Source organism: Endozoicomonas sp. YOMI1 (genome assembly GCF_024606345.1).
In the GTDB taxonomy this organism is placed as follows: domain Bacteria; phylum Pseudomonadota; class Gammaproteobacteria; order Pseudomonadales; family Endozoicomonadaceae; genus Endozoicomonas.
The window spans coordinates 1-25,231 of record NZ_JAHHPM010000531.1 but is presented as its reverse complement, the minus strand read 5'-3'; the positions used below and the strand labels follow the sequence as shown (position 1 = coordinate 25,231).

Genomic DNA, 25,231 nt, shown 5'->3' with positions numbered 1-25,231 from the left:
TGGCTTCAACTTCAGCGACAGCGTCGTGGTACAACTCGGCAATGGGCAGTAACTCGCCCAGCAGCGGCTGTTGCTTAAGTAATTCCCTGAAGGGTTGGTGAAAGTCGAGGAGTACCTCCAGCAAAAATTCAGTGGCCAGTTGCGTACGCAGGGCGTGGTCCAATCCATGAAAAGGACGGTAAAAGGGTTTTAACCCCTGGACCATGATGGCTTTTGCCTGACTCGGATGGGGACTCTGATAGTAATGCTGGCCAGCCACCCGGCTAATCGTCCGATATCGACCCACACGTTGAAACTCCCGTTGATCAAAGATCGGCGGTGAGGCCAGCAACGCCTCCAGCCAGTGACCTGGGCTGTTATCTTTGTCCGGAAATCGGTTGATAGCCAAGTATATATCTATAAAATGCGGTGCATTATCAGACAAAAAGATACAACCAGTTCTTGATGGAGTCACCGTAGTTGATACACAGCGTATATAATCCCGTAACTTTTTGTCATTGTATCGCTGGGTAGACAAGCCCTTTTCCAGTACCTGCTTCAGAGCCAGACCGCTGGCTTTTTTATCCAGATAAAATGACGTGTACAGTGCATTACTGAAGATTTGCCGACACTGTCGTTGAACCCAGTCGGCAGGGTGTGACTTTCGTTTGGGCCCCTTCCGTTTTTGCTGTTCCAGGACTCTTGCCAGGGTATTCACCAGCTGGTGAAATCGCTCCAGGATTTCATCAGGATCAGTAACCACCCTACTGGTGCAATTAGAAACGATTTGCCATAAAGTCTCGTAACGTATGATCTTGAGTTCGGCCCTGGACAACAGGTTTTCCCGGTAAAATTCCTTGGCGGCTATTATTGGAAAAAGGCTCCTACTCACCTCAAACCCCCAGCCACAAAAATTAATTCTTGAGCCATTAGCAATCAGCAGACAACATACCAGCGGGTTATATAAAGGCTCGTTATAGCCTTGCAATATTACCGGGACAAATAAATTTTTTTTTAATAGTGCTCTGCAGATCGTACCCTGTGCGGCAAAGGTGGTTCGCATTAACTTCCGTGAACGCACACGGCCAATACGTTGCCGGAAAAAATTATTAGCAACAGGATGCTTGTAATCTTTAAAATCTTGAAAAGTAAAAACGGGATTATTAGTCAATTGATCCATGAGTGTTGTCGGTAAGCCCATGTTGTTAATTAATTCATCATCTATTTCTGACAGCAAGGCAACGACTTTGTCGGCTTCCAGATTAATAATGGCCTGTTTGATGCCTTCCACATATAAGGGTTTACGTGCCTTTGCTACAGCATTCACACTCTCGGGAATATTGTTCATCAGTAGCTGCAGGAAGCGCTTATAGCCTGCCTGAGCCAACAAATTGAAGAGCTTGCGTTCTTCGTCAATGGATCGTGTATAGCGGTCAAATATCCTGGCGTTGTCTGCTATTTTGTTGAGCAGAGTACGACTAAGTTCGATGGGTGGCAGCAGTATACCCCGAAAGCTATCGTACAGAAAAAGAACAATGGGCCTTGGCAATTGACCGGTACAGCCATCGGGTTCAAGGAGTAAAATATCCTCCATAAACTTGGCGATATTTAAAAAATACTGTTCCCTTCTGAAATCCAGCAAGTACCCGCAATGGGTCTGGTCAAAGTTATATCGGCAGATGATTTCCGGGTAGTCGATGGCACCATGAACCTTCGGCAATAATGACTGATGCAGTAAATAACCATCAGGACCAACATGACCCGAGGAGTAAAGCGAAAATAATGATCCATACTGGTCTTCAACTTCCATTGATTTCTTTTTCAATGTGGCAAAGTCGGTAATTTTTTTTAAACCTTTATGAGTCGTTTCCCCTTTTGAGTCACTGCTGGCGTCCCGTTTATAAGCCCATTTCATAACGCTGTCATCTATCGGCTTATGAACAGTTACCAGCCCTCTAAGGTTGATATCTGCCCATTCATTCAAATCGGAAACTGCCGGTACTACCACACGTTTACTGCCTGGGAACAGGCAACTGAAAGGCCTGAATCGTGTTATTTTTGTATTATTTTCTGTTCTTTCAGCCAATACACTTTTTACGTCAACAACACGAACGGTCAAACCAAGGTTTCGGTAAAATGAGGTAACCAGGGCGGGTGCTGAAGATTTACCCTGGTGTAAATGTTCTGGAAGTTCAAAGAATTTTACCCCGTTAGCATCTTCTGCTGATATCGGCAGAGAATTGCTATCGAGTGGTTTATTTACCAGTTTAAAGTTTGCTGTAGTAGGTAGAGACATAACAACACATACAATCTCGATTGATAATATTTTTTATTAGTATTTTGAATAAGAGCCAACCAGCAGATTAATAACTTGTCGCCAAGTTTGAATGCGAACTGCTCAGAAATGGTAATTATTTAATTTTAAAAATGCAATTGCAACTAATGGAACTATTTTATTATTGCCGGGTCAACTGAACTGAATTATATCGCCAGAGCAACTAAGGGTGGCGGTATCGGATAACTTACCATTTTCCATCTCAGAGTCAGCGGATGGCGCAGCGTCATCTGGTGATTCCGGTAAATTCTTTACTTCTTCTACCCTTAGCCAGCCCTTATCAACTAGCTGTCGTTTGAAAAAAGAACAACAGTCTAATGATTAAATCAGCTTTCCATGGGGCGTATTATGCACCCACTTTCACCCTCTGCGGCAGTCGCAGGCTGCAATGCCGGTTTTGGCCAGCCTTTTCCACCGCCTGAAACTGTCGGCAGCAAAACGCCTGGTTTGTTACAACAAGGCCTCGAAGCCCACGGGCAAACATCATTACACGCGCGTACTGTTGTGTATTACGATAATCCGTCAGCCAGTTTAAATTCAGCTTTTCCGGCCAGGCCAGAATGCACAAACACCCGGACCCGGGCCGAGATTGGCGGCAAAGGCCTGTTTTTGCAGATCATGCAGCAGGCCAATCTTCCCGTTCCTCCGTTCACGTTCATCGAGACTTCACTGATCAATACTCTGGAACAGCATCCGGTTCCCAAAAGCTGCTTACTGCCTTATCTGCCCGATCTTGCCCACCTGGACCAGGAGCAATTCAGTCTGTCAGAGCTGCGCGATATGACCACCGGGTTGCCCCACCAGCAACAAACACCATGGCTGCGGGGATTAGCAACCTTTATTGGCAGTAAGGACTTTTTAGCGCAAATCGCTGGTCTCGATAGCGCCCGGGAAATTCGCCAGCGGTACCTGGCTTGCCAGCAACAAAGTCATTCCCAGCGCTGCATTGTCCGCAGTTCCGGAGTGGACGAAGACCGCTTCGGCGATGCCCAGGCGGGCAGATACCAGTCCATTGTCCACCACGATGGCGACATCCTGGCAACCTGTCTGCAAGTCCTGGCATCGGCCTACCGCCCCGATGCCTGCCCGCAAGGCAAGGTCAGTGCCATGGCACTGATTATCCAGCAGTACATCCAGTGCCAGGCCGGTGGTGTGCTGATCAGCCACTCATCACTGAGCGATGACAGCATTCAGGTGGAATTTGTACCCAGTCAACCCGACGACGCCGTATCGGGCAAGTCAGCCAGTCCAGTTCTGCGCTGCACAATCAGGCGCGACACAACTGAGGATGACCTGTCAGCCGAAGAAAAATACCGCTTCCTCCGGGATTCCAGCGATCAGAACACAGCAATGGGGCTTGACGAGGCCCTGCTTAGCGCTGACACGCTGCAACGTTTGCAAGATTATACCGAGCAGCTGGAGAGTCGGTTCTGCTGTCCGGTGGATATTGAATTTGGCATAGATGACCGGCAACAGCTGTTCCTGTTGCAGGTTCGGCCCGTGACCTGCCTGCCGGGCAGCAACCACTACACCGACAGAGCTCCGGAATCCTCCCTGGTGGTTGGCACCATTGTCAGCGAAGGGTGTTGCAGCGGCGTTGCTTTGCGAGCCTGCGCCACAACACCACGCCCGGCAGAGCAACTGTCGGCCGGTGCTGTTCTGTTCGCCGATTATGCCGGCGACTGGATGCTGGCCCCGGATATTCTGCAACGGCTGGGCGGTTTTGTTTTTCGACTGGGCGCCATCAATGGCCATGTTGCCATTGCCCTGCGCCAGGCGGGCAAACCCTGCCTGCTGGCGGGTGAACAGTTCAGCCCGGCAGTGGACCATGCCAGTGGTCAGCAGGTCACGCTGCTGGTGGGCAGTTTTGCTGGCGAGCCCGGTGCCTACCTGCTGAAAGGTGATCACTCTGCCCACTGGCAAGCCGCCAGAACCACGTTAAGTCAGGACAGTATTGGTTCTTGTCCGTTGGCGTCGACCACCAGGCCCTCAGAGCCTCTCGACTACACTGGCGTCGACCAGGCGTTAAGCTGGCTGAACAGACAAAACGATAAACTTCTGGATTATTTTCACGCTGACCGTTTACTGAACCGCTGCCTTGCTCCCGGGCGCAGTACAGCCATGAGCATGTCCGCCAACAGAACCAGGCTGTTACCACAGTTGGAAAGTGAAATTATGGCGCTGGTACACGACCTGAAGCTGTTTTTCGGCGGTTATCAGCACTTTCTGGCATTAGCACAGGGTACCGACATTGATACCGACATCGACACCGACTTCGATCTTGACTTCGATATTGACCCTGATCCCAAAAATGTCCTGACTCTGCTTAACCGTGAACTCCCCCCCCTTGGCGAGCAGTATCAACGCCTGCAGGCATCAGTCAGCAAACTGTGCGAAAAGATTGTCATGCCCCTGGCAACGGACCAGGAGCTGCCCGAACAACCGCTCAATTTCAGGCAATGGCGGCAGGACTGCCAGAGCCTGCAGGATATTCTGCAAAAACTGACCCAACCCGAAAAAGTCCACATGATCTGTTCTGTCCATGATCTGATTTTATGGTTGCATAAACGATTTGTTGACGCCCTTGCCCCGGTGGCAGCGACATCTGGCCAAGGGCAGATTACCGTAATCGCTAAACATAAAACGCTGGTCAGTATTCTCGCTCCGGGCATTACGGGACTGTTGGACAACGACTGTCTTACGGTACTGAACAGACTCCTTGTCAGCAGGCTGCAAATGCTGAACCTGGCAGATGCGGCTTTTATTAATGCCGAACTGGGCTCCCATATCTGTACCATCACCATGCTGGAACAGGCTGAAGGTGGCAAAGGACGTACACTCTGCCTGAGCCTCTCTGACAATTTTTCTCAACTTAAGAAACACCATCAAGTTCATGGTAAGTTGATGCGCTTCTGGTTTTTGGTCCAGGCACTGCGTTATGCATCGATCGATAGCGACTCACACCCCACGATCCTTATGTTTAATGAAACCGCTGGCAAAATTACCATAGAATTGACTCAGGTTAATTCAACTCAGGCATTACAAAACGCCCTGGTAAAACTGGTCACGGTGCTAGACGGAATTAGCAGCATAGATATCCCGCTCAACGCTCTTGCAGGCAGCAATAATGCCAATCAATGGTCTTTTGATAAAATGATCAGACACTGCCAGAGAGGGATTGATGAATCTGACAATAACTGGATGTTCAAGCATTGCCTTGTGTTGATTGGAATTCAACCATTTGCTCATTTAAGTTGCGTTAAAAGTGATTATACATTTTTAAAATACCTTGATGATGAATACAAACTACTCTTTAATCTGGCCAGTATGAAAGAACCACGACGCTTGCACCACTCAGACACTCCAATGGAACTCTATCAGCTGTATGCCGATAAGATTAAACACCTTGAACCATCGGATGCAGCAAGAATTTTGGAGGAGCTGTTCATTCATCTTGCCATTGCCACCCCTCATTATGGAAAGCAATACATCAGTGTCTTACGTAGCCAATTTAATCTTGATCACGACCCGGAACTGGTGCTTTTCCTACGCGAAAAAAAACCGGAACTCATGGATTTCCTGTAACCGGCACAGATGATCATAACAATTTGTAATCTGACTTTGACTCAAACATCAAGGCCCGGCCCTGATTTGGCCTGCATATCGGAATGAAATACGGACTGACAACGGTGATAGCATCAGCCCAACATCATGGCACCAGGCCAAACAGGAAACCTTGAATAATGCCCTGGATTATGGGAACCAGAAAATCAATCTGAGACTTTTGTTTGCCTTATTGCAACTAATTGCTTTTTTTATTGTCCAAGCCAGTACTAACAACAACAACCTTAGTGAAGTACTTAATTATGCAACCTGCAAAGCTCCCACCATCGTCTCCACAGCTCAACTCAAACAAGCAGGAGCTAGACCAGTCAATAGAAAAACCAGAGAAGGCTGAAAGCAGCTGGTTTGGCGCTATCGTTACCAGACTCTCCCATGCCATTGGCTACGTAGAAGCCGGTACAGGCCCAGATACTGCCCTTGCCGACAGAAAAATTTCTTCTTCTGGCCCAGGCTGCACTGCAGATACAGGCACACAATCCGAAACCAGCATAACAGCCGATCCGCAGCCGATAATTCCAATGGACCTGGAAGAGGTTTCACCAGCCCTTGCAGAGGCCGTAAAAGAAAAAGATGCCGCCCGGGTGCAATCATTATTGGCATCGCTGAAACTGTCATCCCCAGATCAAGCGGCGCAAGAAACCAGAAAAATCCTTTCAACCATTCTGCAGGATAATTTGCCATCCATCCTTAGTATGCCCACAGGAGAGTACGATAAGCTTAAAATGCTTATCGACTGTTTGCTGGAAGTTTGTGGCCATGATATTACACTGGCGAATTCAGCTCTTAAACTGTTTATTGACCGGGGAGATTTCGACCATGCCGCCCTTATTAAACCAACCTATAAGGCAAATCTAAATCTGGAAGCAGACCATCTCAAGATAGCCCTTGATAAACTGGTGAAAAACGCACCTTACACTGAACTTAACAGGGCTATCAAATTACTGGACCGGGCAACATACAGTGAACGTGCCGAAGCTCTCGGTAAACTGCTCAAAGTCTCCGCACCAGGCGCTGAAGATGACAAACCTGACGACCTCCCCCTTTATGACCATGGCAAAGCGATACTGGACTTGGCAAATCTGCAAGATGCCCAATCCCTGGCGTTTGCCAGGAACATTCTGGCTGACGGGCTGGCAAAATGTTTGGAAGACACCAAATGGTTACAAAAACTGGACCAAATAAAGTTTGATGACATAGTGAGATTTTTTAAGGAATTTTTCAATCACGGCATGGAGAATAAAGAGCTGGCCTACGACTTGTTGAATCTCTGCTTTACCAAGGGTAATTACCCAATGGCGGCAAACATTGCCAAAGAACTCAGCGTTTGCCTTACCGACGAGCACCTTGCCAACGCCTTTTGGAATCCGTCATACCAGCACTCTGTCAAGGACGTACTGGAACTGGCAACGCCCGGGGCAGCCGACAGACAGATAATCAAAGGCGCCATTCAGAACATTTTGCAAAAAATGATAGGTATAGCTAAGCACATGGAACCCTACGAGATTGAAAATTTCGAGAGTTTTATCGAGTCTTATGTCAGCTGCCTTTCCGGAGAAGTCAGTGACAAATTGTACCTGCTCAATCCGCTCATGGAGTTTTGTGTCTGCGGGAATAAAATTGATTTGGCAAAAAGGCTGAAAACTCGTTTCATCGGGTGTTACCTTGAGCCGCAGGCTTACCAGGAAGCTTGTCAAAAAGTTACTTTGGCTTCAATCGGTAAGACAGAGAAAACAGAGGCATTAAACGCTTTATTCGATCTGGCCGAGCATGCCAAGAGCAAGATCGATTAAGCACCGGCTTTCCCGCTTATTGTGCCTGACGAGAAATCATTCATGAGACCTATTGTCGAATAAACCTGAGAGCCCCTGGTTTGCTATCTGATGTGCTGCGCCAGGGGTTAATATCCAGCCCACCCCGCCGCAGGTATTGGGCATAGACCGTCAGCTCTGCAAACCTGAAGTGCTTTTGCAGATCAACAAACGCTCGCTCAACACACTGTTCATGGAACTCCTGGTGATCCCTGAATGAACAGACATATTTCAGTAGCGATGCATGATCAATCTGCTCGCCACGATAACTGACCACCAGCGTTCCCCAGTCCGGCTGGCCGGTAACCGGGCAGTTGGATTTCAGCAGATGGGTATTCAACGTCTCACTGACCAATCCATCATCAGACTCTGATTTATCACCCGTTGAGCTTCTGGCCAGCAGCGTTGGATCATACTGGTAACAATCCACAATAACATCGGCTTCGTCAATATTGGTCCCCGGTGCAGGATCAAAAGCCCGGGTCTCAAATTCATTGATGGTATATAGCCGCACTGCCACCGGTGCTTTGGCTGCTGCAGAAAGATCCCGGGCAATACAGCCAGCAACCTGTTCACCACTTTCAAATCGGGATTGATTAAATGAGTTGAGATACAATTTGAACGACTTGGATTCAATCAGGCAGGGGGAGCTACAGGGCAGCTCAAACCGGGCAACGCGCACAACCGGCTTTCCGGAAAGGTTTAACCATGAAAGCTCATAGCCATACCAGAGATCACGACCGTAAAATGGCAAATCATCCGGATCAACACCCAGCTCTTTACGCTTGTCTCGCCGCTCAATGGGAAACAGCAGCGAAGGATCGTATTCCGATTTGTAGTCGCTGTTTTTACCCAGCGGTGAAGCATGCAGGACATCACTCATTGCCAACAACCATCAACTTCTCAGGCCACGACCGGTTTTCAGCAGGTGCAAGCTATAGGCACCCAGTGACAATATCGCCAGCAACATTACAACAAAGGCAAAGCGGGTATCAAGACCACCCGCCTCGCCCAGAAGTCCATAGCGAAAGGTATTCACCTGATAGAGAATCGGATTGAGCATAGAGACTTTCTGCCAGAATTCGGGCAGGATTTCGATGGAGTAAAAGACACCACCAAGGTAGGTCATGGGCGTCAATACAAAGGTTGGAATAATAGACACATCGTCAAACTTTCTGGCGAAGACGCCATTGATAAAACCGCCCAAGGCAAACAGGGTGGCCGTCATTACCACCGCCAGCAATGTAACCAACACATCATGAACCTCCAGCTCAACAAAAAACAGGCCCAAACCCATGACGATAGCTCCGGTAATCACCCCCCTGGCCACGCCACCCAGAACATAACCCGCCAGAATGATCCAGTTGGGCACGGGAGATATCAGCACCTCTTCAATACTTCGCTGAAATTTATTGCTGAAGAAACTTGAAGCTACGTTACTGAAGCTGTTGGTAATCACCGACATCATGATCAATCCCGGCAGTACGTAAGTCATATAACTGAAGCCGCTCATCGTGCCAATGCGGGAGCCAATCACCGCACCAAAAATGACAAAATAGAGCACCATGGAAATCGCCGGCGGTAACAGCGTTTGCGGCCAGATTCGCATAAAGCGTCGTACTTCCTTGGCAAAGATGGTAACAAAGGCAACCCAGTGATAACGAAACTCACTGTGCTGTGGCCTTTCTGGCAGGCCTCGACTTCCCTCATTTTCCAGGCCTGACATCACGCTTTGCCTCCCGTTGCACTTTCATCTTTCAGGGCACCTTTGGTCATATTGACAAAAAGCTCTTCCAGTCGGTTGTTTTTATTTCTCATGCTGGCGACTTCTATTTTAAGCTCACTCAGCTGCCTGAACAGATCATTCACGCCGGTATTCTTATCCACTTCAACTTCCAGGGAGTTGCTGTCAATTTTGTTCACTTTATAGCCTGAAAACGCAGGTATCTGCTCGATAGGCTGGCGCAAATCCAGGACAAAACTTTCTTTTTGCAATAGGCTTAACAGCCGTTTCATGCTGGTATTTTCCACGATTTCACCCTGATCGATGATGGCAATATTACGACAGAGCTGCTCCGCCTCTTCCAGATAGTGGGTGGTCAGAATAATCGTGGTTCCATAGTCGTTTATCTCTTTGATAAACTCCCACAGGCTTCTGCGCAATTCTATATCCACGCCAGCGGTGGGTTCATCAAGAATCAGTAACTCAGGTTCATGAATTAACGCCCTGGCAATCATCAAACGCCGCTTCATACCGCCAGACAGCATTCGGGACTGGGTAAACCGTTTATCCCATAAACCGAGTTTTTTCAGGTAGTGCTCAATACGTGGTCTGGCCTGCCTTGCAGAAAGCCCATAATAGCCAGCCTGACTGACCAGAATGTCTGCAACTTTTTCAAACTGATTAAAGTTAAATTCCTGGGGCACTACCCCCAGAGAACGCTTGGCCCGAACCAGATCACGCTCAATGTCATAGCCGAAGACAGAGACACTCCCGGCAGACTTTCGAACCATTGATGAAATCACGCCGATGGTGGTTGATTTGCCCGCACCATTAGGACCCAGCAAGGCAAAAAAATCACCTTTAGCGACCTCCAGATCGACTCCTTTCAGAGCAACAAAACCGTCGTCGTATACTTTTTTTAAATTCTTGATGACCAATGCCTGAGTCATGTTTCTCAGCCTTGAGATGTCTATAATCAGTTATGAAATCTTATAATAAAATAATCTTTGAGACCGTTAATTTATTTACAACCGTCTGCAATGATCATGATAAGAAACGCCCCTGGCCAGTGAGGAGCGTTTATCGCAGGTAAGCAAGCAATGAGGCCAAAGCCTTTCTGGCATTGGGGTAGGCGAAGGTAAAGCCCGCCTCCTGAAGTCGCCTGGGTGTCACCGCCTGCCCTTCCGTTAGCAACTGTGCAGACTCTCCAAGCATAATTGCCAGAACACTTTCAGGCGTGGTAAAGACAGCCGGTCGGCGAACGGCACGCCCAAGCTCTTTGGCAAATGCCTTGTTGGTCAGAATCTCCGGGGAAACGGCATTGAAGACCCCTTTTGTTTCCGGGTGGTTTACCAGATAGAGCAATGCATTGAGCATATCATCCATATGTATCCAGGACATGATCTGTCGACCATTACCAATTGGCCCTCCCAGCCCCAGGCGGAAAACAGGTAACATCTTCTGCAGCGCGCCACCCGTTGGATGCAACACCACACCGATTCTGACAATACAGGTGCGAACCCCTAAAGTCTCAACGCGCCTGGCTACCTGCTCCCAGCGATCACATAGGGTTGCCGCGAAGTCACTGCCCACTTCCGCTGACTCATCCAGCTCCTCTCCGGGGCGGGAGAAGCCATAATACCCAATCGCAGAAGCACTGATGAAACAGCCCGGTTTATTCTCCATCCGCTCAATCAGGTCCACCAGCTCGGAAGTCACCCCTATACGGCTATCCAAAAGGATCTTTTTGCGAGCCTGGCTCCATCTTTTATCGAGAATGCCCTCACCGGCGAGATTAATCACCGCATCAAAATACGAGGATGGATTAACAGCCGATAGCGATGAAACAGGCTTCACCCGGGTAGAGAGTTGCAGACGAACTTCTTTAGCCGGTTGACGACTCAACACGATCACCTGATGCCCTTCATTAAGCAGACGATGAACCAGTCGGCGCCCAATAAACCCAGTACCACCGGTAATCAGATATTGCATGAATCCATCAGCTCCATTGCTCAGCCCCAATTACGCCTTGGCTTAAGGCAGGGAAACTACAATTGATTAATAATACTCACTCAGTTAATAATCGTAACATTTTCTGAAAAGATAAAAAAAAGCTCAGGTCCCCTCAAACCTGAGCTTTATTGACTGCCAGGCTGATGCTCCCGCTTATTTTTATATCTCCCAAAAATGAAATCGGCTCCTCAACATCCGGTAAGAAAATCCCCGGAACAGCATCCAGGGGCTTACAGGCTGGATCGAATGAAGATTACGACATATAGGTTCATAGCTCCGTTTACGAACCAACAGAATCTGACAATAGCCCCTTAGCAAAGCATCCAGTTGGTCTATTCTTATGAACTACTGTTTTTCTCCTCCAACACACTAACTGGGACTGACTCAATCTGATAGCGGCAAGGTATCTGTTACTCCATCGCCATTCATAACAGGCAGGAGTTCCAGTTGAACCGGCTACTATCAAAGAGGCTGTCTGACCTGTTAATCCCTTTCCGGAGCCACCCTCATGATCAAAAGTACTTTTGGTACGCTGCAAAAAATTGGCAGAGCGTTAATGCTGCCAGTTGCCGTACTGCCTGTAGCCGGGATTCTTCTGGGCGTGGGCAGTGCGGGGTTTGCGTTCATACCAGACTTGATTTCCAGCATTATGGCCCAGGCTGGCGGTGCCGTATTCAGCAATTTGCCTTTAATTTTTGCCATTGGTACAGCCATAGGCCTGGCAGAAAACGACGGTGTTGCTTCAGTGGCTGCTGTCGTTGGCTTTGTCATTATGCTGGGTACCATGGGTATCATGGCCAACCACCTGGGCTTTGAACCATCATCCGTGATGGGCATTGGTACCATTGATACCGGAGTCTTTGGTGGCATCATTGTCGGTATACTGGCTTCAGTGATGTTTAACCGGTACTACAAAATTCAGTTACCGGAGTATCTTGGTTTCTTTGCCGGTAAGCGGTTTGTCCCTATTGCTACTGGCATTGGCGCCATTTTCCTCGGTATTCTGCTTAGTTTTATCTGGCCTCCTATCCAATCCGTTATCAATGATTTTTCCCATTGGTCGGTGAATGAAAACCCGGAAGCAGCAGGGTTTGTTTACGGCTTTGTCGAAAGACTTCTCATCCCTTTTGGCCTGCACCATATCTGGAACGTGCCTTTCCATATGGAAATGGGTGAATTTATTGATGAGTCCGGTACGGTATTTAATGGGGATATTGCCCGCTTCTTTGCCGGAGACCCAACAGCCGGTTTTCTTGCTGGCGGCTACCTGTTCAAAATGTTTGGTTTGCCTGCTGCAGCCATCGCCATGTGGCATTGTGCAAAGCCGGAAAACAGAGCAAAGGCTGGCGGCATCATGCTCTCTGCAGCGCTTACCTCCGTATTGACTGGCATAACAGAGCCCATTGAATTTTCTTTCCTGTTTGTCGCCCCGCTGCTCTACGGTATGCACGCGCTGCTGGCTGGTATGGCTTACGTCATCACCAACTATCTGGACATCAAGATGGCCATGTCCTTCTCTAATGGCCTGATCGACTATGTGATCTATTTCGGCATTGCCACCAAACCTGTCTGGATCATTATTCTCGGGGCACTCTATGCCGTTCTTTACTATGTTATTTTCCGGCTACTGATTCTGGCACTTAACTTGAAAACGCCCGGGCGCGAAGATGAAAGTGAGAACGAAGTCAGTGTTGGGTCATCCAGCGAGCTGGCCGTTAACCTGGTTAATGCGTTTGGCGGTAAAGGCAATATTAAAAACCTGGATGCCTGTATTACCCGCCTTAGAGTCACCGTTAGCGATACAGAAAATGTCGATATTGACCGGATAAAACAACTGGGCGCAACCGCAGTGGTGGTGGTTGGCCAGAATATGCAGGCGATCTTCGGGCCCAAGTCTGACAATATCCGTACCGAAATGCAGGAGGCAATGAAAACCATGTGATAAGAGAATCACGCCAGAAGCATCCGGGATTCTCAGGCCTTCTGGCGGTGCTTATGAATGACAGGAATCAGCCGACAGAAAAATTTTAATAATTATTGCGGAGATAAGAGCATGCAGGGAGTAGGAGGCACTCAGCAGCCCGTCAATCTGGCACCAACAAACGACAGCACTGCCCAGAATGTTCAGACTGACAAAGGTTTTTTTGGCCAGTTCAAAGTCACCGTCGTTGGAGGTTTAAGAAATATTCTCCCTGCAAATTACCCATCAATCCCCGACAACGCTAAGCTTGCATCACGAAATCTCTCCACGCTCGCCTCTGCCCGGCAACCCTTGGTTAATGGGAGGGATAACGACGGAGCCAAAGACATCAGCCAGAATTTTGAGCAGGCTTTGAAAAAGGCAAGTAATAACCCAAAATCCATGAAATATTTTTCTCAAATCAACCAGGAATTGGAGAAAATACAACAGTTGCAAGAAAAACTTTCAGAGCTTTATAGCACTAACCACACTCTTCTGAAGATTCCCGGGGGAGTGAATACCGCGCAATACAAGGAAGTCAATAAACAGATCACTGAATGTCAAAATGCCATGACTGGTGCCAAACAAAAGTGCACCAGTGCTCAGAAAAATTTCAATAAAACGGTGGACCCTCAACTGAAAATTGATATTGACAAGCTTCAGGTGGCCATGATGGAAAAACGCTCGCCTGAATCTGCTGAAGACTTAGCCAAGTATGAAAAAATGAAAAATACTCTACTTAAGCACTAGCAAACACCGGATTCGGAGCATCCTCTATGAGAACAATCTTTCCCGTCAAAGATACCTTCTGCCTTTCACTCATAAATTAGCTACATAGGCCGAAAAAGAGACTATATTTTAGTATCTTCTTATTGTGTTAGGGAGACCCAGCAATGCAAGGAGTCGGCGGCGGCCATCAACCTGTCAACCTGACACCGGCAATAAACGACGGTAAAACTCAGGGAACCAGTAAATCAGAGGGAGACTTTCGCGGGTTTAAGGTCACGAAACCAAAAACATTCAAGTCATTCCTGTCATCCTTTTTTTCGTCGAAACCCAAACAAACCAGCATTAAGGCCAGACACGCCCAGTTGTATAGACCAACACAGCAACACGGCCCAATCACCAGTGACAAAGCAGCAACAAAAAAGAATGTTGAGCAGCCAGCAAAACAGGCCAATCCAGCCACCATCCAAAGGAAATTTGACACCCTTTGCTCTACCCTGGAGCAGATGCAATCTGATAAAAATGACTTACAAAAACTGAGACGCGGTACGGAAGATTTCAGTGTGTGCAGTATTAAAGTTCAGCTGGCTAAAGCAGACTTTAAAGCGGCAGTTAAAAGCTTCAATAAATCCGTCAGTGCTGATAAACAAATTGACGCTTCAGACCTTGAGATGGCAATGGCGAATAAACATTTGCCAGAATTTGCTGAAGACGCAGCAAAATATAAACAAATGAAAATCCCTGCATTTATGCCAAGCCAGGCGAAAAAAGAGAATGTTGAGCAGCCAATAGATCTGGCCCTGAAGAATCCAGACACCCAGAAGAAATTTACCAAACTTTGCAATAGCCTGAAACAGATGCAAAATCTTAAAAATGAATTACAAGACATGAGACATAAGAGCAATAATGGTCGGATAATATCTCAAACTAATTTGAATTATGCTATAAAAGACTTCAAAAATGCAGTAGAAAACTTCAACAGTGCCGTCGGTGATGATCTGAAAATTGACGCTTTCGGCCTTGAAATGGCAATGGCTAATAAGGACGCGCCAGAATTTGCTGAAAGCATAGCCAAGTTTCAACAAATGAAAATTCCTTCATTTATGCCAAAAAACTAAATGCACTGTGTTTCTACACGACACTTTTTTGCATAAACGGCCTTGCATCAATGGCCAAACCGGCCTGGTTGGCCATGACTGAAAGTGGCTCACTTCATAAATACAGTTAACAGCGTATCAGCCCCAGCCTGCACATTCCCGCTGGACTTCTCCAGATGACTGACATCATCCATATTGGAGATCACAATGGGCGTTACCACACTCCTCGCCTTTTCTTTCAGCAAAGTAAGATCCACTTCAACCACAGGATCACCCGCTTTAATCCGCTGCCCTTCTTTCGCTATTCGTTTAAAGCCTTCCCCTTTCAGCTCCACGGTATCAATGCCAAAATGAACAAACAGCTCAACGCCTGAGGGTGTTTCCATACTGAAAGCATGATTGGTCTCAAAAATCTTGCCAATCAATCCATCACAGGGCGCGACCATAATATGTCCGGTTGGATCAATGGCCAGACCATCTCCCACCACCTTGTCGGCAAACACCGGATCCGGAACGTCCTCTATGGGAACAATCTTTCCCGTCAAAGGTGCCTTCAGGACTGTTCCTTCATTTGAGTTAAAACCCAGACTTTTTTTGAGAGAGTCAAAGATAGCCATAACTGTTACCTGCGGCTGTTACAACAATCTTCTATGAAGCTTGCTCATGGCATGAGACCGCTTCATAGACGCGGGACCGGTCTACACCGGCTGGGAGGGAAGCAAAAAGCCTCATTTTCAGAGGCTTTTCCGACTTAAAGAACTTTAGTCATCTGCTGATCAGCATTCAACCATTTAGTACCAGAGAATCAGACTGAAACAATTTGAGCCACTTTCATCAGGTGATTGTCAATCTGATTGTGCTTGCTGATTGCTCTTTCCAGTGGGGTTTTAACCACCTGCTGGTCACGAACACCCACCATAATACCACTGTCGCCATTGCGCAGGGCTTCTACCGCGGCAACACCGAGACGGCTGGCCAGAACACGGTCAAAGCAGGTAGGCTTGCCACCACGCTGGATATGCCCCAATACGGTAACCTTCACTTCATATTCAGGAAAATTTTCTTCCACAGCACGGGACAGTTCAAAAACACCACCACTGCGATCACCTTCAGCAACCACAATAATGCTGGAAGTTTTGCCTGCACGACCGCTCTTCTGCAAAGATTCCATAAATACTTCAACCGTCTTTTCCTGCTCAGGAATCAGAATATCCTCTGCACCAGAGGCAATACCCGTGTTCAGAGCAATAAAGCCGGCATCACGGCCCATGACTTCAATGAAGAACAGGCGGTTATGAGAAGTGGCGGTATCACGAATCTTATCAATGGCTTCGACAACAGTATTCAGGGCTGTGTCATAACCAATGGTGAAGTCAGTCCCATAAATGTCATTATCGATGGTACCGGGAACGCCAATACAGGGCAGACCATGTTCTTCTTCCAGCAGCATGGCACCGGTGAATGAGCCATCACCACCGATCACCACCAGACCATCCAGCTCAGCAGCCCGTGCATTTTCGTAGGCCTTTACACGGCCTTCTTTGGTGCGGAACTCCTGACAGCGAGCGGATTTCAGGAAGGTCCCCCCCTGATTAATGATATTGGCAACCGTCCGGGCATCCGCCACTTCCATACGGTTTTCAATCAACCCTTTGTAGCCTTCCTGAATCACTACGGGAACAATACCGTAGTAAATACAGGCACGAACAGTGGCACGGATGGCCGCATTCATACCGGGAGCGTCGCCCCCGGAAGTCAAAACTCCGACTCTCTTTAATTCGGTCATGCCAGGCTCTTCTCCTTCCAAGTGCCTAACTGCTGGTAAAGCAATTAGAAATAAATAGTTAGGTTCTGTTGACTCAGCCAGGCTCAGCTTACGCTGATAATCTGCATGGTGTTGGTACCACCTTCGATTTCCTGACTCTCGCCTTTGGTCAAAATAATCTTGTCGCCTACTTCCAGAAGACCACGCTCTTTAAGGACATTAATTGCACGTCCATTGACTTCCGGACCGTACTCAGTACCACTGTCAAAAGCCACTGCCTCCACGCCACGATACAGGGCAACCCGACGCTCGGTAGTCTGGTAACGAGTCAAGGCAAAAATAGGAAGGCGGGTATTGATTCTGGACATCCACAGCGGTGTGGCACCACTTTTCGTCAGACAGACAATGGCCTTAATGTCACCCTGATGGTTAGCTGCAAACAGGGTTGCCTGAGCGATAGCCTCATCAATATTCGTAAACTGACCAATACGGCGCTCCGTCATGTACTCAACGGACTGTTTTTCAGCACCAAGACAAATGCGGCTCATGGCCTTAACCACTTCATCCGGGCACTTACCGGTGGCCGTTTCACCGGATAACATCACGGCATCAGTGCCATCCAGCACCGCATTGGCGACGTCAAAAACTTCTGCCCGGGTTGGTTGCGTGTTGTGAATCATGGACTCCATCATCTGAGTGGCCGTAATGACCGGTTTATTCAAACGACGGGCTTCACTAATCATGTGTTTCTGGACACCAATCAGTTCAGGATCACCAATTTCAACCCCCAGATCACCTCGGGCAACCATCACGGCATCGGATGCCGAAATAACTTCAGCCAGCAGGTCATGGTCGTTCACCACCTCAGCCCGCTCGATCTTGGACAGTATGGCGGCGGTTCCGCCAGCTTCCCTAAGTAAACGACGGGCGTCTTCAACATCACTGGCATGACGGACAAAAGATACCGCCAGATAGTCCACTTCCAGCTCAGCAGCCAGAAGAATGTCCTGCTTATCTTTTTCCGTTAATGCCGCAGCAGAAAGACCACCACCCTGAAGATTAATGCCCTTGTTGTTGGACAGCTCACCACCATTGATTGCCCTGGTCTTTATGCAAGAACCATCAATAGCCATGACTTCCAGGCTGATCCGTCCGTCATCAAGCAGCAGTATGTCACCAACCTTACAGTCGTTTGGCAGATCTTTATAACCGAGCCCCACCTGGGTTTCATCACCGTCATCAATGGGAAGGCTGGCATCCAGGTTAAAGGTTGCGCCATCAGGAAGGTGAATCTTGCCTTTCTGGAAACGGCCAATGCGGATCTTTGGTCCTTGCAGATCACCCAGAATGGCAACCGGACGGTTCAGCCTTACAGCAATTTCACGAATGGTTTTGGCACGGGCTTTGTGATCTTCCGAATCACCATGGGAGAAATTGAGGCGAACAACGTTAACTCCAGCTTCAATCAGCTTTTGCAGTTGTTCTTCAGATTCTGTTGCAGGCCCCAGGGTTGCCACAATTTTTGTGCGTCTGAGCATGATAATCCTCTCGCTGGTGAACCCGCCGCTCTCATGGGAGCCTTCAGCCTGTTAAAGGCTTTATGCCACCCCAGAGGAGTGATTACAGCAAGCGACAGGCCTTAATGGATTAATGATGTACACAGCAGCCGTTCACAACCTGTACACCTCTGCTCTGCAGGACAACTGTATTGAACGGAGTGCAAACATAAAGAAGAAAATGCGATTACAGTATAGGAGCCATCTTGCCCCATAGCACTGTCTTCTCTTTGTTTACCAACAGCCTCCAAGATTGCGTATCTCATTTATCGTAACCAACACAGGCCCGTTAAACGAGCCTGTGTTGAGTTCACCTTTGTGAATGCCTTACGCGTTTATCAGGGCCTTGGCCGTATCCAGCATACGGTTGGAGAAGCCCCACTCGTTGTCGTACCAGGACATAACCTTAACCAGGTTGCCCAGAACACGAGTCTGAGTAGCATCAAAGTTGGAAGAGAACGGACTGTGGTTGAAGTCCATGGAAACCAGTTCTTCGTTGTTCACAGACAGAACAGTACCCATTGCCGGGCTGGACTTGGCAGCGGTAGCAATGATTTCGTTCACTTCTTCAACAGTGGTTTCACGTGCAGCAACGAAGCTCAGATCAACCAGAGAGACGTTGATAGTCGGTACGCGAACAGCCATGCCGTCGAACTTGCCTTTCAGCTCAGGAACGACTTGACCTACTGCAGCTGCAGCACCGGTTGCTGTTGGAATCATGTTCATGGCAGCGGCACGGGCACGGTACAGGTCAGAGTGGTATACATCGCTCAAACGCTGGTCGTTAGTGTAAGCATGGATAGTGGTCATCAGACCCTTATCAATGCCCAGAGCATCATTCAGCGGCTTGGCAATAGGAGCCAAACAGTTAGTGGTGCAGGACGCGTTAGAAATAACGGTCATATCTGCAGTCAGAGTGTCGTGGTTCACACCGTAGACGATGGTAGCGTCAACGTTTGAGCCAGGAGCAGAAATGATAACTTTCCTGGCACCGGCATCCAGGTGTGGCTTGCAGGAATCTTTGGAACGGAAAACACCAGTACATTCAAAGACAACGTCAACACCCAGCTCGCCCCATGGCAGCTTCGAAGGGTCACGCTCAGAGAAAGTCTTGATTTCGTCACCGTTTACGAACAGGGCGCCTTCGCCTTCTTCAACCTGTGCGTTGAAACGGCCATGAACGGTGTCGTACTTAGTCAGGTGAGTATTGATTTTGGTGTCACCCAGATCATTAATGGCAACAATCTGGTATTCATCGCGACGGCCAGCTTCGTAGAGTGCGCGCAGTACGTTGCGACCGATACGGCCGTAGCCATTAATAGCTATCTTGATCATGATGTCTCCAAATACCGTTAATCAAAGCGGAATTACCGCCCTGCCTGTAGTTAACCAAATGAAATCATATTTTCTGATTTCAGTCGAAGGTTATTTACCGTAGTAAGCCTTGGTGAGCAGCTCTTCCAGCTCGGAAATCAATGGCAAACGAGGATTTGCCGTTGTGGTCTGATCTTCAAAGGCGTGGTTAGCCAGCATGCTGATTTTACTCTTGAACAGAGACTCATCGACACCAATCTCCTGAAGAGACGCAGGCATATCCAGTCGCTTCATCAAATCACGAACGGCATTGGCCAGGGATTTAACCCCCTCTTCCGGAGTCTTGGCGGGCAAGCCCAGCATTCTGGCAATCTCAGCATACTTCTCATGGGCAATGTAATACTGATATTTCGGGAATGACGCCACCTTGGTTGGATTAGGGCAGCCGTTGTACTCAATCACATGAGGCAATAACACCGCATTGGCCTGACCGTGAGAAATATGCAGTTCATTACCCAGCTTATGAGCAATCGCATGGTTTACCCCCAGGAATGCGTTGGCAAATGCCATGCCGGCAATACAGGACGCGTTGTGCATTTTCTCACGAGCTTTTTTGTCCGCGGTTTCATAAGACTGCGGCAGATAATCAAAGACCAGCTGAATCGCTTTCATCGCCAGAGCATCGGTGTAATCTGAAGCCATGATGGACACATAAGCTTCAATGGCGTGAGTGAGCACATCCAGGCCAGTATCTGCTGCCACCTTCTTCGGCACAGTCAGTACCAGGTTAGGATCGATAATTGCCACATCCGGAGTCAGCTCATAATCAGCCAGTGGGTACTTGGCACCTTTTTCCTTGTCGGTAATAACGGCGAACGACGTTACCTCAGAACCGGTACCGGAAGTGGTCGGAATTGCCACCAGCCTGGCCTTCTTACCCAGATGCGGGAATTTATAGACACGCTTGCGGATATCCAGGAATTTCTGAGCCATACCGGCAAAGTCAGCATCCGGCTGTTCATAGAAAAGCCACATTCCCTTAGCCGCATCAATCGGTGAACCACCGCCCAGGGCAATGATCACATCCGGATTAAACCGCGCCATTTCGCGAGCGCCATTGCGCACTGTTTCCAGGCTTGGATCAGGCTCAACCTGATTGAAAATTTCAACCTGAACCGGTGTGGCACGCTTTCTCAGGTGGTAGAGGATTTTATCCGCATAACCCAGGGACTGAATAACCTCATCAGTAACGATAAATACACGAGAGATGTCCTGCATCTTTTCAAGGTACTGCAGAGAGTTGCTCTCGAAGTAAATCTTTCTGGGAAGTTTAAACCATTGCATATTGACCCGGCGCTTGGCGACACGCTTGACATTGATCAGGTTTACGGCAGATACGTTGGAGGTGGTACTGTTACCACCGTAGGTACCACAACCCAGAGTCAGGGAAGGCATATTGGTATTGTAAATATCACCAATGGCACCGTGGGTACTTGGTGAGTTGATAATGATACGGCCTGCTTTCATGGCCAGAGAGAATTCATCAATCACCTGGTTATCCTGGGCATGAAGTACGGCAGAGTGTCCAAGGCCACCAAAGTTCAACATCTGATCCGCCAGCTCAACAGCATGACGGGCATCTTTAGCCTTGAGCACCCCCAGAACCGGAGACAGCTTCTCACGGGACAGGGGGAACTCAGGACCTACACCCTCAATTTCTGCGGCCAGAATACGGGTATTCTCAGGAACCTTGATACCGGCAAGTTCGGCAATGTAAGAAGGCTTCATACCAACAATCTTACTGTTGACATGCCCATCATGAATGACAACTTCAGCCAGTCGCCCGGTTTCCTCTGGCGTAGTGAAGTACACATTCTGAGACTCCAGCTCTTTGACCACCTCTTTATAGACCGATTGATGAACAATCGCGGCCTGTTCGGAAGCGCAGATCATGCCATTGTCAAAACTTTTGGACATTACCAGGTCATTACAGGCCTGTTTGATATCCGCAGAGTGGTCAACAATGCAAGGTACATTGCCAGAACCTACGCCCAGCGCAGGCTTACCGGAAGAGTAAGCTGCACGCACCATGCCGGAGCCACCAGTTGCCAGAATGACGGCAACTTCAGGGTGCGTCATCAACTTCTGAGTCGCTTCAATGGAAGGGTACTCGACCCACAGCACACAGTCTTCAGGGGCTCCGGCCGCAACCGCTGCATCACGAACAATCCGGGCCGCGTCACTGGAACATTTCTGTGCGGAAGGGTGGAAGGCAAAAATAATCGGGTTCCGGGTTTTGGTAGAAATAATAGACTTGAACATGGTGGTGGATGTCGGGTTGGTCACCGGAGTAACCCCACACACAATGCCTACAGGCTCAGCAACCAGCATGAAATCTTCTTCAGCGTTGTCTTCAATAACGCCAACGGTCTTATCATACTTGATGGAGTGGTAAACATACTCGGTCGCAAAGATGTTTTTGGTCACCTTATCTTCCAGGATACCACGACCGGTCTCCTCAACAGCCATTCGAGCCAGCTCCATATGAGCTGCCTGACCCGCCAGAGCCATAGCCCTGGTGATCCTGTCGACATCTTCCTGAGTCAGCTTAAGAAACTTCTCCCTTGCCACCATTGCCCGCTCAATTAACGCATTAATCTGAGCATCAACATCCTGAATAACCGCATCTTTGTTTACGGTTTTTTCAGCCTGCTTTTTTCCGGCCATGATTATCGTCCTCTATCTAAGTAGTTAACCAAGATAACCTTAAAAAAACTATCTATAATTCCGAGGCTATTTGTTTTATATCTTCGCTCAGAATAGAAATACTATTTAATAAGCTGGCAACCATCAGGTCTCCGTCTTCTATTTCAACCTTCTCAAGATAGTGCATCTTGGGTATTAATGCCTGACCATTGCCATTTATCGGTAAATTCTCTGCTTCGATAAAATTGCATGCATTAGCCTTTGCAAGTTCATTGAGTATCCCAAAATATTTATTCTAAAAAAATATTTAAATTTGTTTTTTGTTTATCTTTAGATATATATCGTTTTCCGTCTTCAGCATTACAACACAAGAAAACCAAAAAAAACTGATTCAAATCAAGAAACCACTATTGATTTCTTTTGCAAAAGAGCATCAAAATAGATCAACAGCATTCACACATTGACATGATTTTTTCCATACTTAATTTTCAAAAAAACTTATAAAAAACGGCATTTTCAATAAAAACCAATAAACTAAAAAAAACATTTTCAAAATCAGGCCACTGGAAAAACACAACCGCATCCTATAAAAACAGAAACAGACAACAATAAACAACAGTTATAAAATCCCCCCGCCATAGTTTTTTATTAATTAGGAAAAAAGGCTTTACCTGCTGTAACCTTTCCGTATCATTAGCAAGAATTTGAAGTGTCTAATCCGGAATTTTTCAGCCCTGATGATAAAACGACGAATGATTCGGTCCCGCCGTTATGACCGGGCTGCAAGAAAAGAAATTCTGACCAGACCTGAAACGCATTGTTAACCCTTGATCGAGGAAGAATCAGTCACATGTCCCAAAAAATCCTGGACCTGGTAAAGCCAGGCGTAGTTACCGGCGATGACGTTCAGAAAATCTTTGAAGCTGCCAAGGCCGGTGAATTTGCACTGCCAGCAGTGAACGTTGTTGGTACCGATTCAATCAATGCAGTTCTTGAAGCTGCGGCCAAAGTGAAGTCTCCTGTCATCATTCAGTTCTCCAACGGTGGCGCGACCTACTTCTCAGGCAAAGGCCTTAAGACTGACCCTGCTGGTGCCCTGGGTGCTATTGCCGGTGCAAAATATGTCCACGCGGTTGCAGAAGCTTACGGCATCCCTGTAGTCCTGCACACTGACCACGCTGCCCGCAAACTGCTGCCATGGATTGATGCTCTGTTGACTGCGGGTGAAGAGTTTTACGAGCAGCACAGCAAGCCACTATTCTCTTCTCACATGATCGACCTGTCTGAAGAGCCCCTGGAAGAAAACATTGCCACTTGCGCCGAATACCTGAAGCGCATGGCCAAGATGGACATGACACTGGAGTTCGAACTGGGCTGTACGGGCGGTGAAGAAGACGGCGTGGACAACTCTCAAATGGACAGCTCTATGCTATACACCCAGCCGGAAGACGTAGCCTACGCCTACGAAATTTTGAGCAAGATCAGCCACCGTTTCACCATCGCCGCTTCTTTTGGTAACGTTCACGGCGTATACAAGCCAGGCAACGTTCAGCTGACACCAAAGATTCTCGACAACTCCCAGAAATACTGCTCTGAGAAGTTCGGCATTCCAGCCAAGTCACTGAACTTCGTATTCCACGGCGGCTCTGGCTCTACCCTGGAAGAGATCCGAGAATCTGTCTCCTATGGCGTGGTCAAGATGAACATCGACACGGACACCCAGTGGGCATGCTGGGAAGGCGTTCTGAACTACTACAAGAAAAATGAAGCTTACCTGCAGGGCCAGCTAGGCAACCCTGAAGGTACCGACAAGCCAAACAAGAAGTTCTATGACCCACGGGTATGGCTTCGAGCTGGCCAGGAGTCCATGATCTCCCGCCTTGAGCAAGCCCATCATGACCTGAACAGCGTCAACGTATTGTAATCTGCCCGGACACCGGCACCTGCCGGTGTCCTATCACCAAAACCTCTCAAGCCAAAATCCCCCTCAAATCATCAAGAACAGCGAAATCCCTTGTCACCTCTAAACTCTTTAGCCCCTCTGACGATATATCTCACAACTCTAAACAAAAAGAATGGGGAAAATCATGCCCAGACAGAAAGTAAAACCCAAAAGTACCACCACAAAAAAAGATAAGCTGCAATCCAAATCAGCCAATGATGAATGGGTCGGACTTAGCTTCAGAGTATCCCCCGAGTTTTCCAGGGAATTTAAGGTGTATGCCGCCAAGAATGACTTTAAGCTGGTTGATTTACTGAAAGAAGGCTTTAAAGCGCTGAAAAAGCAGCGACGTCAGTCCCAGGTTCGATAAGGCAAACCATAGCCAGAGACCGATCCGACATCGGAGAAGGATGCACGATTGACGGGTAAAAGGGAATAACAAAATTAAAGCTAAAAAAAATCAGCCTGACGGCTGATTTTTTTTGAATTGGAGCGTAAAACGAGGTTGACTCTTGTCACAAGAAAGTGGGACCTCAACGCTGGCAAGCGTTATGTTCTGCCAACTGAGCTATTCAAGCTGCGGATGATTTTAAGGGTTTTCAGCCCTAGCTCTCTGTTAAAGAGTATGAGTGGCGTCCCCTAGGGGACTCGAACCCCTGTTACCGCCGTGAAAGGGCGGTGTC

Annotated in this window: 17 protein-coding genes; 7 read left to right on the top strand and 10 right to left on the bottom strand. The window is 48.0% G+C overall.

Going from position 1 to position 25,231, the window contains the following annotated elements:
- Positions 1–2,275: hypothetical protein (locus KDK15_RS18915; RefSeq protein ID WP_257296952.1), on the bottom strand; the 2,275-nt coding region annotated here is incomplete at its 3' end.
- A gap of 387 nt (positions 2,276–2,662) precedes the next feature.
- Here KDK15_RS18915 and KDK15_RS18910 point away from each other — a divergent pair.
- A complete protein-coding gene (locus tag KDK15_RS18910) occupies positions 2,663–5,899 on the top strand; it encodes a PEP/pyruvate-binding domain-containing protein (protein WP_257296951.1) in 3,237 nt (1,078 codons plus the stop codon).
- A gap of 281 nt (positions 5,900–6,180) precedes the next feature.
- Positions 6,181–7,728: a hypothetical protein gene (locus tag KDK15_RS18905; protein ID WP_257296950.1), complete on the top strand. Its 1,548-nt coding sequence runs from the start codon at positions 6,181–6,183 to the stop codon at positions 7,726–7,728.
- Between the two features lie 49 nt (positions 7,729–7,777).
- On the opposite strand, the gene queF is transcribed toward KDK15_RS18905, so the two are convergent.
- The 4 genes from queF to KDK15_RS18885 all read right to left on the bottom strand — a co-directional run bounded on the left by queF (position 7,778) and on the right by KDK15_RS18885 (position 11,461).
- Positions 7,778–8,629, bottom strand: coding sequence for an NADPH-dependent 7-cyano-7-deazaguanine reductase QueF (gene queF, locus KDK15_RS18900; protein WP_257296949.1), 852 nt, complete (start codon positions 8,627–8,629; stop codon positions 7,778–7,780).
- Between the two features lie 12 nt (positions 8,630–8,641).
- Positions 8,642–9,355 (bottom strand): ABC transporter permease, encoded by a 714-nt coding sequence (locus KDK15_RS18895; RefSeq protein ID WP_373691414.1) that lies wholly within the window; start codon positions 9,353–9,355, stop codon positions 8,642–8,644.
- Between the two features lie 116 nt (positions 9,356–9,471).
- Positions 9,472–10,419 carry an ABC transporter ATP-binding protein gene (locus tag KDK15_RS18890; protein WP_257296947.1) on the bottom strand — a complete coding sequence of 316 codons (948 nt, stop codon included), beginning with the start codon at positions 10,417–10,419 and terminating at the stop codon, positions 9,472–9,474.
- A 130-nt stretch (positions 10,420–10,549) separates the two neighbouring features.
- Positions 10,550–11,461, bottom strand: coding sequence for a TIGR01777 family oxidoreductase (locus KDK15_RS18885; RefSeq protein WP_257296946.1), 912 nt, complete (start codon positions 11,459–11,461; stop codon positions 10,550–10,552).
- Positions 11,462–11,990: 529 nt separating this feature from the next.
- Here KDK15_RS18885 and ptsG point away from each other — a divergent pair.
- From ptsG to KDK15_RS18870, 3 genes are all read left to right on the top strand, one after another.
- The gene (gene ptsG, locus KDK15_RS18880) at positions 11,991–13,424 is read left to right on the top strand and encodes a PTS glucose transporter subunit IIBC (RefSeq protein WP_257296945.1); all 1,434 of its coding nucleotides are present in this window, start codon (positions 11,991–11,993) and stop codon (positions 13,422–13,424) included.
- Between the two features lie 111 nt (positions 13,425–13,535).
- Positions 13,536–14,192, top strand: a complete 657-nt coding sequence (locus KDK15_RS18875) for a hypothetical protein (protein WP_257296944.1) — start codon at positions 13,536–13,538, stop codon at positions 14,190–14,192.
- Between the two features lie 341 nt (positions 14,193–14,533).
- Complete coding sequence (locus KDK15_RS18870) at positions 14,534–15,286, top strand: hypothetical protein (protein ID WP_257296943.1); 753 nt, start codon at positions 14,534–14,536, stop codon at positions 15,284–15,286.
- 89 nt (positions 15,287–15,375) lie between these two features.
- Here KDK15_RS18870 and crr read toward each other — a convergent pair whose 3' ends face one another.
- The 5 genes from crr to adhE form a co-directional block, all read right to left on the bottom strand.
- A complete protein-coding gene (gene crr / locus KDK15_RS18865) occupies positions 15,376–15,882 on the bottom strand; it encodes a PTS glucose transporter subunit IIA (RefSeq protein ID WP_257296942.1) in 507 nt (168 codons plus the stop codon).
- 188 nt (positions 15,883–16,070) lie between these two features.
- Complete coding sequence (gene pfkA / locus KDK15_RS18860) at positions 16,071–17,051, bottom strand: 6-phosphofructokinase (protein WP_257296941.1); 981 nt, start codon at positions 17,049–17,051, stop codon at positions 16,071–16,073.
- An 83-nt stretch (positions 17,052–17,134) separates the two neighbouring features.
- Positions 17,135–18,568 carry a pyruvate kinase gene (gene pyk, locus KDK15_RS18855; RefSeq protein WP_257296940.1) on the bottom strand — a complete coding sequence of 478 codons (1,434 nt, stop codon included), beginning with the start codon at positions 18,566–18,568 and terminating at the stop codon, positions 17,135–17,137.
- A 345-nt stretch (positions 18,569–18,913) separates the two neighbouring features.
- Complete coding sequence (gene gap / locus KDK15_RS18850; RefSeq protein ID WP_257296953.1) at positions 18,914–19,924, bottom strand: type I glyceraldehyde-3-phosphate dehydrogenase; 1,011 nt, start codon at positions 19,922–19,924, stop codon at positions 18,914–18,916.
- An 87-nt stretch (positions 19,925–20,011) separates the two neighbouring features.
- Positions 20,012–22,627 carry a bifunctional acetaldehyde-CoA/alcohol dehydrogenase gene (gene adhE, locus KDK15_RS18845; RefSeq protein ID WP_257296939.1) on the bottom strand — a complete coding sequence of 872 codons (2,616 nt, stop codon included), beginning with the start codon at positions 22,625–22,627 and terminating at the stop codon, positions 20,012–20,014.
- An 829-nt stretch (positions 22,628–23,456) separates the two neighbouring features.
- On the opposite strand from adhE, the gene fbaA reads away from it, so the two are divergent.
- Both fbaA and KDK15_RS18835 read left to right on the top strand, forming a co-directional pair.
- Positions 23,457–24,530, top strand: a complete 1,074-nt coding sequence (gene fbaA, locus KDK15_RS18840; RefSeq protein ID WP_257296938.1) for a class II fructose-bisphosphate aldolase — start codon at positions 23,457–23,459, stop codon at positions 24,528–24,530.
- A 163-nt stretch (positions 24,531–24,693) separates the two neighbouring features.
- Positions 24,694–24,918 carry a hypothetical protein gene (locus KDK15_RS18835; RefSeq protein ID WP_257296937.1) on the top strand — a complete coding sequence of 75 codons (225 nt, stop codon included), beginning with the start codon at positions 24,694–24,696 and terminating at the stop codon, positions 24,916–24,918.
- Positions 24,919–25,231 lie beyond the last annotated feature (313 nt).

Bases quoted from the DNA above. Each gene is read 5' to 3' on its own strand.
- crr (WP_257296942.1), bottom strand. From the start codon at position 15,882: ATGGCTATCTTTGACTCTCTCAAAAAAAGTCTGGGTTTTAACTCAAAT.
- KDK15_RS18875 (WP_257296944.1), top strand. From the start codon at position 13,536: ATGCAGGGAGTAGGAGGCACTCAGCAGCCCGTCAATCTGGCACCAACA.
- fbaA (WP_257296938.1), top strand. From the start codon at position 23,457: ATGTCCCAAAAAATCCTGGACCTGGTAAAGCCAGGCGTAGTTACCGGC.
- KDK15_RS18895 (WP_373691414.1), bottom strand. From the start codon at position 9,355: ATGCGAATCTGGCCGCAAACGCTGTTACCGCCGGCGATTTCCATGGTG.
- KDK15_RS18910 (WP_257296951.1), top strand. From the start codon at position 2,663: ATGCACCCACTTTCACCCTCTGCGGCAGTCGCAGGCTGCAATGCCGGT.
- pfkA (WP_257296941.1), bottom strand. From the start codon at position 17,051: ATGACCGAATTAAAGAGAGTCGGAGTTTTGACTTCCGGGGGCGACGCT.
- KDK15_RS18905 (WP_257296950.1), top strand. From the start codon at position 6,181: ATGCAACCTGCAAAGCTCCCACCATCGTCTCCACAGCTCAACTCAAAC.
- adhE (WP_257296939.1), bottom strand. From the start codon at position 22,627: ATGGCCGGAAAAAAGCAGGCTGAAAAAACCGTAAACAAAGATGCGGTT.
- ptsG (WP_257296945.1), top strand. From the start codon at position 11,991: ATGATCAAAAGTACTTTTGGTACGCTGCAAAAAATTGGCAGAGCGTTA.
- KDK15_RS18835 (WP_257296937.1), top strand. From the start codon at position 24,694: ATGCCCAGACAGAAAGTAAAACCCAAAAGTACCACCACAAAAAAAGAT.
- queF (WP_257296949.1), bottom strand. From the start codon at position 8,629: ATGAGTGATGTCCTGCATGCTTCACCGCTGGGTAAAAACAGCGACTAC.
- KDK15_RS18885 (WP_257296946.1), bottom strand. From the start codon at position 11,461: ATGCAATATCTGATTACCGGTGGTACTGGGTTTATTGGGCGCCGACTG.
- KDK15_RS18890 (WP_257296947.1), bottom strand. From the start codon at position 10,419: ATGACTCAGGCATTGGTCATCAAGAATTTAAAAAAAGTATACGACGAC.
- pyk (WP_257296940.1), bottom strand. From the start codon at position 18,568: ATGCTCAGACGCACAAAAATTGTGGCAACCCTGGGGCCTGCAACAGAA.